Origin of the sequence: Pseudoalteromonas sp. SS15 (assembly GCF_049257195.1) — a bacterium.
In the GTDB taxonomy this organism is placed as follows: Bacteria; Pseudomonadota; Gammaproteobacteria; order Enterobacterales; family Alteromonadaceae; genus Pseudoalteromonas.
Map to the genome: position 1 here is coordinate 17,249 of NZ_JBMMUD010000003.1, position 12,910 is coordinate 30,158.

A 12,910-nucleotide genomic window follows, 5' to 3' on the forward strand; every position below is an offset into this window, starting at 1 on the left:
TTTTTGTAACATGAAAAATTTTGCATTAATTGGTGCGGCGGGATATATCGCACCACGCCACCTTCGCGCGATTAAAGATACTGGTAATAACCTAGTTGCAGCGATGGATATCAATGATTCTGTGGGTATTATGGACAGCCATTTCCCTGACGCTGAGTTTTTTACAGAATTCGAAGACTTCACAGCATTTGTTGAAGACCAAGCCTTACAAGGTAATAAACTAGATTACATCTCAATTTGTAGCCCAAACTACTTACATGCACCGCACATGAAATACGCGCTTAAAAATGGCATAGACGTCATTTGTGAGAAGCCGTTGGTTTTACATTCAGAGGATATGGATGTACTAAAAGACTACGAGCAAAAGTATGGTGCAAAAGTTAATTCAATTCTGCAATTACGCTTACACCCATCAATTATTGCTTTAAGAGAAAAAGTAGCTGCAGCACCTGCTGATAAAGTATTTGATGTTGATTTAACGTATATGACATCACGCGGTAAATGGTATATGAAGTCTTGGAAAGGCTTTGACCACAAGTCTGGTGGTGTAGCGACGAATATTGGTGTTCATTTCTATGATATGTTGCACTTCATCTTCGGTGAGCTGAAAAGCAATGAAGTACACTTCAGAGATGAAAAGACTGCCAGTGGCTATCTAGAATATGAACGTGCACGCGTTAAGTGGTTCTTATCAATCGACTCAAACAACCTACCTGACAATGCGGTTAAAGGTGAAAAGCTAACTTACCGCAGCATCACAATCAATGATGGTGACAATACAGAAGAGTTAGAGTTCTCAGGCGGCTTTACAGACCTACATACTCAAAGCTATCAAAATGTGCTTGCAGACAATGGTTTTGGTATTGATGAAAACCGCATTGCAATCGAAACAGTTGAAAACATTCGTGTTCAAGACATTGTAGAAGCAGGCGAAAAAGCACACCCACTGCTATCTAAGGTGCTATAACTTATGGACTACCATGTACATGAAAGTGCCATAGTTGACGAAGGTGCACAAATTGGTGCAAACACACGTGTATGGCATTTTGTACATGTGTGTGGTGGTGCTCAAATAGGCGAGGGGTGTTCGCTAGGTCAAAATGTTTTTGTCGGCAATAAAGTGACCATCGGCAATAACGTAAAAGTACAAAACAACGTCTCTGTGTATGACAATGTTCACTTAGAAGATGATGTGTTTTGTGGTCCTAGCATGGTATTTACCAATGTGTACAACCCGCGTTCATTTATTGAGCGAAAAACAGAGTACCGCGATACATTAGTAAAACGCGGTGCTACGTTAGGTGCTAACAGTACTATCGTATGTGGTGTAACCATTGGTGAATATTCACTGATTGGTGCAGGCGCTGTAATCAATAAAGACGTCAAACCCTTTGCATTGATGGTTGGCGTACCAGCCAAGCAAATTGGCTGGATAAGCAAATACGGTGAGCAGCTAGACCTACCGCTCGAAGGAAATGGTACTGCAACTTGTGAACATACAGGCGAGCAATATCAGTTAGAAAATGGCTTTGTTTCAATTAAATAATTCGTAGAAGTAATTATTAAATGCAATTTATAGATTTAGCTGCGCAATATCAGCACTTGAAAGAAAAAATCGATGCTCGCATTCAGGCGGTTTTAGACCATGGTAAATATATCATGGGTCCTGAAGTACAAGAGTTAGAGCAACAATTATCGGAATATGTAGGTGTTAAGCACACAATTAGTTGCGCCAATGGCACAGACGCATTAACCCTCGCACTGATGGTGTTAGATGTTAAAGAAGGCGATGCGGTTTTTTGTCCTACATTTACGTTCTTCGCCACAGCAGAAACCATCGCATTTGAAGGTGCAACGCCAGTATTTGTTGATTCAAATGAAGATACATTTAACATTTGCCCAATAGACCTTGAAAAGCGCATCGAAGCTGTAATCGCAGAAGGTAAGCTCAAGCCAAAAGCAATCATTGCAGTAGATTTGTTTGGCCTACCTGCAGATTATCCTGCACTTAGAAAAATCGCAGACAAATATGATTTAAAAATCATCGAAGATGCGGCGCAAGGCTTTGGTGGTGAAATCAATGGTCAACGTGCAGGCTCGTTTGGTGATATTGCAACAACAAGTTTCTTCCCAGCAAAGCCACTAGGTTGCTATGGTGATGGTGGTGCACTATTTACAGATAATGATGAATATGCAGAGTTATTAAAGTCATACCGTGTGCATGGTAAAGGTAAAGATAAATACGACAACGTGCGTATTGGTATGAATTCTCGCCTAGACACCATTCAAGCTGCCATTTTGCTAGAAAAATTAGCGGCGTTTCCACAGGAACTTGTTAATAGAAACCAAGCAGCAGATAAGTATACCGCGGAATTAAAAGATACATACAAAACACCAGTTGTCCCAGAAGGTTATGTCAGCTCTTGGGCACAATATACACTGACGGCAGCAGACCGAGATGCAGAAATGGCTAAATACAAAGCCGAAGGCATTCCAACTATGGTCTATTACGGCACGTGTATGCATCAACAAACCGCATTCAAATCGCTAGGTTACCAGGAAGGCGATTTTCCAGTGGCAGAGCGTTTAGCGAACTCTGTTTTTAGTTTGCCTATGCATGGGTATCTGTAATAAATATGAAGCGTTTATTGATCTCAAACTTTTTCTACCCTTTCCCTGGGGGAGAGCAGTTTCTTAAAGCTGAAGTAGAAAGCTGGGAGAAATGCTCTGGTATAGATGAAGTTATATTAGCCCCAGAAATATTTGATTCTAACGAATCGGAAATTGATTCAATTAAAGGTTTGAAGGTGCAATGTGTTCCTTTTGCTTCGGGTCCGCTAGCCAAATTATCAAATTTAGTGGGGGCGCTATTTTCAATTCTTTTTTGGAAAGAAGTACTCAATATTTTTCGTTATGAACTCAAAACTAAAAAGCTAGCTTTGCTGAAAGAGGCGTTATTATCTTGCTCAAATGTAATAAAGCATAAAAAAAGATTAGAAGCTCTAATTACGAAAACTGGTGAAATCGATGGTATATATTGCTATTGGAGTGAATTTGCCTTTTATGCAGCGAGCCTTTTAAAAAGAGAAGGTAAAGTTAAGAAAGTATTTGTTCGAGCTCATGGTTATGACTTATATAAAGAAAGGCGTCCTTATAACTACATGCCTCTTAAAAGACAATTTTCTGAAGATGCCGACATAGCGTTTTTTTTATCTTCAAAAGCTCAGCAATATTACTTGCTTAACTATGGTGGGGATAAAGCAACTACTGATATTGCCCGGTTGGGTGTTAACACCCCCCATCTTGAACAGGAATTTATAAATATAGAGAATACCCTTCAGTTGCTAAGTTTATCCTATTGTGTTCCAGTTAAGCGTTTAGATAAAATACTTTCTGCAGTAATTCTTTATGCAAAGTGTTCTCCCGAAGTAAAAGTCATATGGAAGCATATTGGCAGCGGGGATGGTTTTTTAAATTTGCAAAATAAAGTGCAAGATAAAACACTGGGTATTAGTAACTTAACCGTAGAGTTGAAAGGTGCACTCGATAACACAGAAGTACATAACACCTTAAAATTAGAGCAGTTTGATGCAATTGTAAATGCGTCGGAATCAGAAGGTGTACCAGTTTCTCTCATGGAAGCTATGAGTTACGGCATTCCTGCGATAGCACCTAATGTTGGTGGTATATCAGAGCTTGTTAATCAATCTAATGGTTTTTTATTATCAGAATATTGCTTAGAAGAAGAATTAGTAAATGCGTTTATTGCTTTAAACTCTGATAAAAACCCAAGTAAAAGAAGACTTGCTGCCAGAAATTGGGTGAAAACGAATTTCGATGCAAAGACTAATCATATTGAGTTTATTTCAAAACTATCAAGAAGCTTAAATGAACAAAAGTAAGTTACTAGGCTACGCTTTAGGTCCTTTAGGATCTGCGGCTTTAGGGTTTATCTCACTCCCTTTACTTACTTGGTTTTACTCAGTTGAGGATGTTGGTAAAATATCCATGCTCTTGCTTGTTATGAACTTTGGGATCCTTACTTTTTGTTTAGGTTTAGATCAAGCATATGTAAGAGAGTATCATGAAGTAAATTCGAAGCCTGCATTATTGCGTTTGGTCTGTACTCCTTCCTTGTTACTAATGAGCTTGTTCGCATTATTTGTATTACTTTTTGAACCATCAATTATATCGGTGCTTTTGTATGGTACAGAGAATACATATTTAGCTTTACTTACGCTTTTCTGTATTGTATTCGCTGTGATTTCTCGCTACTTGTCATTAATTTTAAGAATGCAAGAGCGTGCAATAGCTTACTCATTAAGTCAGTTATTACCAAAATTAATTTTTTTATTATGTATTATTGGGATTGTAGTTAGTGAGCTTCCTAAAACTGATGTTAGTTTGATTAGTGCGCAATTTGCTTCTGTATTTACAGTGTTGTTAGTGCTTTTATGGAGCACGCGAAATGATGTACATAAATCATTTATAGCCAAAGCTACTCATCTAAATTTAACTGATTTACTCAAGTTTGCTCTCCCTCTGATGGCAGGAGGCTTCGCTGCATTTGGGCTGCAAGTTATGGATAAAGTATTTATTAGAAGCTTTTCTACTTTTACAGAACTTGGGGTTTACTCTGTTACAGTGAGTATTGCAGCTGTCGCAAGTATTTTTGCAAGTATCTTCAACTTAATTTGGTCGCCGATGGTATATAAGTGGACTTCAAATGGAGATTTGGACCTTAATATAGTTGATGGTGTATCAGAGCATCTATTAGCAGCTATTTTTTTTGTTATGGCAATAGCTGGTAGTTTTTCGTTTTTGCTGCCTTATTTTCTTCCTGAAGAATATTCAGCGATACAAAGTTTAATTACAGTATGTTTGCTCGCGCCATTACTATATACACTGTCAGAGACTACTGCCGTTGGCATTACACTTACTAGAAAGACAAGCCTTTCGATGTGGGCTTCGGTTTTAGCGCTAGTTATCAATGCATTTGGTAATTATGTCTTAGTTGAAAAGTTTGGAGCACAAGGAGCGGCAATATCAACGGCGGTTGCTTTCGCTGCTTTTTATACTTTGAGAACTGAATTCTCAAGAAAAGTATGGCGTAACATGCCGACAATGAAAACATATATAGTAATAGTCATATTACTGATAACGTCAATTTTGCACTGCACTTATTGGCAACAGGGTTTTATGGGAAATATTATATGGGCTTTATTATTAGTGCTAGGTTTACTCACATTCAAGCGTTCAGTGATATTAGGCTTAAGTGCTTTTAAAAAGTTAGTTTTTAAGTGTTAATTAATGTTGGTTAATAATGTTGCACAAACTATGAAAGATATCAATTTAGTAATAATAATTTATAGCAACCTTTCTATAGGTGGTGGTGGGCGCGAAACATGGCTCGCTAACTTTACTAACGCAAGTGAAATTCTAAAAAGCTTTAAATCTATAACCGTATTGAATGCAACTTCAAATGTTGAGCAAGGTACTCCAATTAACTTTCCGAGAGAAGTCAATCACAGAAGCGTAGATGTGACACCATTTAATAATGTAAAGCGTATCTCGACCTTTGCAAGCTTTTGCTCTCACCATATAAAAGCCTCAGATAAGCTCGGTGATAAGCAATTGGTGATTTGTCTTGGCTCATACATTGAGAGCATTGCTGGCTATTTTGCATGCAGAGGAACAAAAGCTTTCAAAGTAACTTGGATAAGGGGGATCCTTGAAAAAGAGTTAGCGCAAAGACATTCTGGTGTAATACTTGAGTTATTTAAAAAGCTGGAAATTTTTTTACTAAAACGGAACCAGCTAGTGTTATCTAATGGTCAGGACACTGCAGACTTTTATATCAAGAAGGGAATCCCTTCTAAAGTAATAAATAACGGCATTTATCTAGATAAATTTAGCCAATCTCAGAAAGGGGATAAAATTCGGCTTGGTTTTGTTGGTAGGTTAAATTTAGAGAAAGGAATAAATTATTTTATTCAGTGTTTGGATGAACTTCAAGGCGAGCAAGATATCGAAGTGATAGTTGCTGGCGACGGTTTTGAAAAAGAGGCACTTTTAGAAGCGAAGAAGCGACTCAACGGCAAAGTTTCTATTCAATATGTTGGCGTAGTTGATAATCACAAAGTACCAGAGTTACTGTCCAAGCTAGATATTAGTTTTCACTTAACTGGAACCAAAATTTTAGGTGGTGGCGGTGTTTCGCATTCATTAATTGAAGCAATGGCCTCAGGTAATCGAATTGTTTGCTGGGATAATGATATTTTCAGACAGGTTGAAGGCTTTAATAACTTTTTCGCTGCAAAAGAAGAGTCACAAAGTGAATTGTTGCGAAGTATGCATGATGCAATTCAGGATGCAAGGAATGCAAGCGGCCCTTCTCAATTAATGGTGAAAGCTGCTCAAGAATACTCATTTTCATCACATGTAAATCGCTTTTTAAAAATAGCGGCAAAGCATATTAAACTCTGAGATCAATAAGATGTCTTTTGATCAAGAAGAAAGGTTAAAGTTAAAACAATTAATTCCGCATGTGTTTACAAGCAAGCTTGTCTTTGTAACGCTTTTTTGTGTGTTGGCCTTACCTATTTTCGATTCAATGACCGGCGCTTTATTTAAGCTGAAAATAATGGGTGAAGGTGGTCTTGCAACACCTTCGCAACTTGGCCGATTATTTATTCTAGGGTTATTGTTTTTCTTTGTTTTTTCGTCTGAAAAAATAACTAAAACAATAAAAAAGCGGATTTTATATTTAACTATATTTTTCTTACTCTCTGAAAGCTTAGTGGCAATCTTGCATTTGGGCTTAGTTCCTTATATTTCGGGTATTGTTTTTTTTAGCAAGGTTGTTTTTTGCATTTTAGTTTATGTTTACTTCAAATGCTGGGTCCATGAAAGTTTGTCCTATTATGATTTGTTCTTTCGTCTGGTGATAGCTTATGGTCTGGTGGTTGCAGTTCTTTTATCAAGTGCATTTATCAGTGGCTTTCATATTTCAAATTATGGCAGTAAATTTGCGACTAGGGGGCTGTTCGTTTCAGGTAATGGGGTTGGTGTAACAATAGGTACTTGTAGTTTGTTAGCTTTATATTATGCATTAAAAACAAGAAGAAAGGTTTTCTATTTTATGGGGGCCTTTATGATATTTAGTACGGTAATAATTGGGACTAAAACCGCTCTTTTGTTTGCATTACTTAGTTGTATATTGTTTTTCATCCTCAGTTTTAGATTCTTTCCTTGGTTAACTGTTATTTTTTCCATTTTAATTGGTTTGTATATAGTACCTGTTGTTGTGGATGCTCTGAGTCTGGTTTTTGAGAATATAATAAATAAATTCAATAAGATAGAAGATAAGGCTGTGTTGTTATCTAGCTCTAGGGATGTGTTTATTTATAATGCATTTGCTAAAATAAATTGGGATGATATTTTTAGTTTAAGGCTACTAATTGGAGGGGGAGGGTATTTTGCCTATGAAAACTTGGAGCTACTCTCAGATATACGCAGAAAAACCTTAGAGAATGATCTTTTTGAACTGTTTTTTTGCTATGGGATCCTTGCCGCATCAGCTTATTTTTTATTTGGATTAATGGCTATATTTAAAGGCCTTTTAAAAGGTCGTTACTTCCTAACTGCTTGTTTTTCTCTTGTTTTTTTGCATTCAATTTTAGCAGGACATGTACTTTTCAATGGCACTTCTTCAATTATGCTAGTGTTTATGTTTCTTTTACTCAGCGCGCGTTATCACCCATCAAAGATTAGAGAGTTGAAATGATAAAGTTTTCAGTTGTTATCCCCCTATTCAATAAGGAAGATTATATTGAGCGATGTATCAGAAGTGTTGCCGCTCAAGTTTATGATAATTATGAAATAATTGTTGTTGATGATGGTTCTACCGATATGAGCGTTGAGTTAGTTAATCAGCTGAAAATTTCAAATTTAAGGCTAATACAGCAAGAAAATGGTGGTGTTTCAAAAGCAAGAAATACAGGCATAAGTAATGCTGTTGGAGAGTGGGTTGCTTTCTTAGATGCTGATGACTTTTGGGAGCCAGAATATTTACATGAAATGACTATTCTGCAAAGCAAATACTCAAGTGCATCATTATGTTGTAGTGCGTATTGTTTTGATAGTCCGAATGGAAGAAAGCCTGCTAAATTGTGTATTCCTGGCGAGACAGATTATAGGCTTATAGATAACTACTTCTACACTACTTGCAGAGGAAACCTACCCGTCACAGCTTCATCTGTTTCTATAAAAAGATCTACTTTAAATGAAATAGGTGGTTTTCCAGTAGGTTGGAAAATGGGTGAAGATATTTTTGTATGGATGCGAATTGCTATTGACTATCAGTTGGCGATTTGTATGAAACAACTTGCAATATATGATGAGAGTGATATCGGTAGCGCAACAAAAAAAAATAAAGTATTAAACATCTTACCCCATGTTAAGGCTTTAGAAGAGTGGTTAGATACAAGTCGAGTTCCAGAGCGGCAAGTACACGAAGCCAAAAACCTAGTCCACAGAAGCTATATATATACAGCACTACAAAACCTTAAAGAGGGTAATAAGGTGTTAGCGAGAGATTTAGTGGCAAACACTAATGTCCGCTTTGGTATTCATGCTATTGCAATTCAATTGTTGAGTGTAATGCCAAATTGGCTTGTTAAAAGGCTTCTCTAACCTCTTTGCTTAGCAGACAGCGCACAAAAACTCATGTAGAATCGCCTGCCACGTTGAAAAAGGGGTGAAAATGAAGAGTAATTTTACAGTTCTTGATAAAAAAATAGCACCAAAAAAATCACTAAATGAAAGGTTGAGTCAACTTTATTCCACTGAAAGTCCAAGTGAAAAGATCAAAGTTACTTTTGTAAATCCTTTTTCGTACGGTCTACTTGTAGATAGACAAGACTTACTTAGTGAATTTGATTATATTTTTTCGGATGGCGCATTGCATACAAAACTTCATAATATCTTTTGTAGCAATAAGATAGACAGAGTTAGTTTTGATTTTTCATCAATCGCAAAAGATACGTTAATCAGAGCGCAAAAATCGAATTTGAGAGTTGCTTTTATTGGTGGTAAACCTGAACATTCTGAAGCCTTACCTTGTAAGCTCTTGGAATTATTTCCGGAGCTGAATATTGTTTTTTGCCGTGACGGCTATTTTTGTGATGAACAAGAAAAGCAAGAATGCATTACAGTTTTACAAGAGTTACAGCCAGACATTGTTATTATTGGTATGGGAACGCCTTTACAAGAAGAGTTTCTTTTAAGGGCATTTGATGGTGTGTCTTCTGCTCGAGAGTTCTATACTTGTGGTGGCTTTTTGGAGCAAACTGCGACAAAGGGTGATTATTATCATCCGATTGTTAAAAAGTTGGGTCTTAGATGGTTGCAACGAGCCATTATGCACAAACATGTGAGAAAAAGACTCCTGTCTGATTATCCTCGTTTTATCTTTAATTATATTAAAGCGCACTGCTAAAAAACACTGTCACAAAGAACGGAATAAGAAAAATGAATTACAGGTTTGATATTGCCTCTTTAAGAAGCTTAGCGATTATCTTGGTTGTTTTGTTTCACTATGAAATCGCACTTTTTAAGGGGGGGTTTATCGGTGTAGACATCTTTTTTGTTCTTTCTGGTTATTTAATGACAAAAATCATCATAGAAAAGCAAGTCAAAGGTGACTTTTCTATTATGGACTTCTTTATGTCACGTGTTAATCGTTTGCTACCTGCACTCGCATTCATGATTTTTGTAGTAAGTGTTTATTTATTCTTTTTTGAGTTACCGTCTATTCTGAGAAACTTTGGTAAAAATAGTTTAGTAAGTTTAATTCCAGTTTCTAACTGGGTATATATGTCTAAATCAGGTTACTTTGACGTTAGTCAATTTAACATAAACTTACTTTTACATACTTGGTCTCTTTCAGTTGAGTGGCAGTTTTATATTCTTTTTCCATTTGTAATTTCTTTTGCATTTTTAATTAAGAATAAGAAAGATGGGCTCAAGAACAGCTTTATTTTATGTTCGATATTGCTTTTATTAAGCTTATCGTCAACGTTTGTTTTAGAAGCTAATTACTATAATACGATATTTAGAGGTTGGGAATTATTAGCTGGTAGCATGGTCTATTTTTCAGAGAGAAAAAAAGCTTTAGCTCCAAGATTCAAGCTGTTTTTATTATTCATAGTTTTACTACCCTTTTGCGCCATTATGATTTCTCCGAGCGATCACTGGCCAAATATTAGTGCGCTTCTTGTCATTTCAATTACAGTATTTGCGCTACTCATTGGTAGTTTTAAATGCGATAAGCAATCTACTTTTATCTTTAAAGCTGTAAATTATGTTTCAGAGCGCTCCTACTCCATTTATCTATGGCACTGGCCTGTTTTTCATTTGCTAAACAAACAGGCCTTAATGGCGATCGTCTTGACATTTATTTTCGCTGAGATTACCTATCGATTTATTGAGACGCCTCTAAGAAAGAAAAGTATTAAATACTTTGTATTTAATGTAGTACTAGTGGGTGTTGTAACTATTATTAGCTTTTTATCTTTTAAGTTTATGCTGACTCCCTATGCGGAAAAAATTAGTCCTTTACCAAATAACGTTATTGTCGCTGATCGAGCTTTAACAGATAAAGACCCAAGAAAAGACCAGTGCTTAAATACGTCTGGTAGCCATTCAGCGAATTGCGTTTACCCAAGAGAAAAAGACAGTTATGCAACTGTGCTATTAGGTGATAGTCACGCAAGCAGTCTAATAACAGCAATGGAGTCCTCGAAATTTGGTAGTAATGGAATTTTACTAGTTGCAAAAGCAGGCTGCTTGATAAATGACGGTAGTATTGATAACAAACTTTTATACAAAGAAGATTGCAAGACTTTCACAGAAAGTAATATAAAAAACTTTAAGGACAAAAATATATTTATTAGCTCAAGATGGCCCTTATACGAAAATAGAATCTCAACTCCAAATGATTACTCTGCATTTTTCAACGTAGCCTGTTCGCTGTCTAAAGAAAATAAAGTGTCGATTATAAGCTCAACCCCTGAGTTTGATTATTTAGTGCCTAATAAGGTTGCACAAGACTTGTTACTAGGTCATGAGGATGGTTTGCCGGTTAAATTCGAAAAAGTAATGGGAAAAGCGAGAAGCTTTGAATTTATGCTCAAAGAGAAAGCGTCACATTGTGATTTTAATATTTTAAGCCCAGAAGAATACTTATGTGATGGCAAGATGTGTAAAACGTCAATAAGCGGTATGCCGAGCTATTTTGATGATAACCATTTATCAGAAAGTGGTAATAAAATTTTGGTCGATATGTTCAATAAGCTTAACTAAAATTTGCATCAAAATAGGTTGTGGCGCCTAAAATTTACGTAATAGTTTTGGCGCTGCCCATAACATTTTAACTTTAGATTAAATATTTAGAAAAACTTACATAAAGCCGATGCAACCTATATATGCAGTTCATATGTAGGCAGATACTCTTCGTCACGCTTAATTATTAAAAACGCAGGATTAACTAGCGCCTACAAAACAACTCGCTAATTCGTGACTTTCAGCTTTCAGCTTTCAACTTTCAACTTTCAGCTTTCAGCTTTCAGCTTCTATCTTCAATACATAAAAAAATTCACACGACGATTACTTGCTAACAAAATCTACAAGTGGTTTAATTACTCAGCTTTATATAAAGGCTTTAGACAAGGCTAACAAGAACGATTTTAGGAAGAACGAATGGCGCAACGCTATAAAACTTTCATTGCTTCAGCATGTTTTCTGGCAATGAGTGGCTGTACAATTATACCTGGCGGTCATTTTGAAGGACTAAAACAAGGTGAACAAACTGAGAACCTTGAGAAGGAATTGGCGAAAGTAAATATCCAACTTATTGACTCTGCTCTTATTTCCCAACAAAAAGACCTCAATAAAAAAACTGCAGCTGAAATTGGCGCATCTAACTCGAGCAAGAATATTGCAGGACTCGATCTTTCTAACTATGAATACAAACTCGGAGTGGGTGACGTACTCACCATAGGGGTATGGGACCATCCTGAGTTGACTATTCCAGCCGCTGTACAGCGTACTGCTGAGTTCGATGGTTTCCGTGTTCAAGCTGATGGTACCATTACATATGCTTATGCCCCTAAAGTGCCTGCTGCAGGAAAAACGGTTGCAGAAGTGCGTGAAGAACTAGTTAAGCGCTTAAGTCGCGTGATAGAAGACCCGCAAATTGACGTAAAAGTAGTGGGTTTCAGAAGCCAAAAAGCCTATGTTACAGGTGAAGTGAAAAAGCCTGGGGTCTACCCTGTGACCGAAACGCCATTAACCTTAATTGATGCACTAAACCAAGCAGGTGGTTTAAATGAGCGTGCTGACTGGAAAACAGTGACATTCACGCGAGGCAATGAAACTGAAGTTATTCGCTTAGATGACTTTTATTCCAAAGGCGATATTTCACAAAACCGTTTATTGCAGCACGGTGATATTGTACATGTAACACGTAACGACCAAAGAAACGTATACGTGCTTGGTGATGTAAAGCGTGCTGGTACAGTAGAAGTGAATCGTTATGGTCTTAACTTAGCCGAAGCACTCAGTGAAGTTGGCGGTATTGACGAGCGCTCAGCTGACGCAAACGGCATTTTTGTGCTTCGTAAACGTGACCTTGAAAAAGACGGCGTCATTGCCGACGTATATCAACTTCATGCTAAAAATGTTGCTGCATTAGTGCTAGCAGAGCAATTTGAATTAGATCCGCAAGACATCGTTTATGTGACTAGTGCACCGCTTGCTCGTTGGAACAAAGTCATTAGCTTATTGTTACCAGCGTTAACAACCGTTGATAGATTACAAGATATAGATAACCAGTAGTAGGCAAACCAGT

The 12,910-nt window shown here is 36.9% G+C and carries 11 protein-coding genes; all 11 read left to right on the forward strand.

Going from position 1 to position 12,910, the window contains the following annotated elements; translation table 11 throughout:
- Positions 1 to 10: 10 nt before the first annotated feature.
- The 11 genes from AAEU28_RS07135 (at position 11) to AAEU28_RS07185 (ending at position 12,897) form a co-directional block, all read left to right on the forward strand.
- Positions 11 to 967 carry a Gfo/Idh/MocA family oxidoreductase gene (locus AAEU28_RS07135; RefSeq protein WP_421963505.1) on the forward strand — a complete coding sequence of 319 codons (957 nt, stop codon included), beginning with the start codon at positions 11 to 13 and terminating at the stop codon, positions 965 to 967.
- A 3-nt stretch (positions 968 to 970) separates the two neighbouring features.
- Positions 971 to 1,546, forward strand: a complete 576-nt coding sequence (locus tag AAEU28_RS07140) for an acyltransferase (RefSeq protein ID WP_421963506.1) — start codon at positions 971 to 973, stop codon at positions 1,544 to 1,546.
- Positions 1,547 to 1,566: 20 nt separating this feature from the next.
- Positions 1,567 to 2,631, forward strand: coding sequence for a DegT/DnrJ/EryC1/StrS family aminotransferase (locus AAEU28_RS07145; protein WP_421963507.1), 1,065 nt, complete (start codon positions 1,567 to 1,569; stop codon positions 2,629 to 2,631).
- Positions 2,632 to 2,636: 5 nt separating this feature from the next.
- On the forward strand, positions 2,637 to 3,902 hold the full coding sequence (locus tag AAEU28_RS07150) for a glycosyltransferase (protein ID WP_421963508.1): 1,266 nt from the start codon (positions 2,637 to 2,639) through the stop codon (positions 3,900 to 3,902).
- Positions 3,889 to 5,307, forward strand: a complete 1,419-nt coding sequence (locus AAEU28_RS07155; RefSeq protein ID WP_421963509.1) for a lipopolysaccharide biosynthesis protein — start codon at positions 3,889 to 3,891, stop codon at positions 5,305 to 5,307. Before AAEU28_RS07150 ends, AAEU28_RS07155 begins: the two co-directional genes overlap by 14 nt.
- Before the next feature lie 30 nt (positions 5,308 to 5,337).
- The gene (locus AAEU28_RS07160) at positions 5,338 to 6,486 is read left to right on the forward strand and encodes a glycosyltransferase family 4 protein (RefSeq protein WP_421963510.1); all 1,149 of its coding nucleotides are present in this window, start codon (positions 5,338 to 5,340) and stop codon (positions 6,484 to 6,486) included.
- 10 nt (positions 6,487 to 6,496) lie between these two features.
- On the forward strand, positions 6,497 to 7,786 hold the full coding sequence (locus AAEU28_RS07165; protein ID WP_421963511.1) for a hypothetical protein: 1,290 nt from the start codon (positions 6,497 to 6,499) through the stop codon (positions 7,784 to 7,786).
- A complete protein-coding gene (locus tag AAEU28_RS07170) occupies positions 7,783 to 8,694 on the forward strand; it encodes a glycosyltransferase family 2 protein (RefSeq protein WP_421963512.1) in 912 nt (303 codons plus the stop codon). Before AAEU28_RS07165 ends, AAEU28_RS07170 begins: the two co-directional genes overlap by 4 nt.
- A 70-nt stretch (positions 8,695 to 8,764) precedes the next feature.
- Positions 8,765 to 9,499: a WecB/TagA/CpsF family glycosyltransferase gene (locus tag AAEU28_RS07175; protein WP_421963513.1), complete on the forward strand. Its 735-nt coding sequence runs from the start codon at positions 8,765 to 8,767 to the stop codon at positions 9,497 to 9,499.
- Between the two features lie 32 nt (positions 9,500 to 9,531).
- Positions 9,532 to 11,364, forward strand: a complete 1,833-nt coding sequence (locus AAEU28_RS07180; RefSeq protein ID WP_421963514.1) for an acyltransferase family protein — start codon at positions 9,532 to 9,534, stop codon at positions 11,362 to 11,364.
- Between the two features lie 396 nt (positions 11,365 to 11,760).
- The gene (locus tag AAEU28_RS07185) at positions 11,761 to 12,897 is read left to right on the forward strand and encodes a polysaccharide export protein (protein WP_421963515.1); all 1,137 of its coding nucleotides are present in this window, start codon (positions 11,761 to 11,763) and stop codon (positions 12,895 to 12,897) included.
- The last annotated feature ends 13 nt before the right edge of the window (positions 12,898 to 12,910 follow it).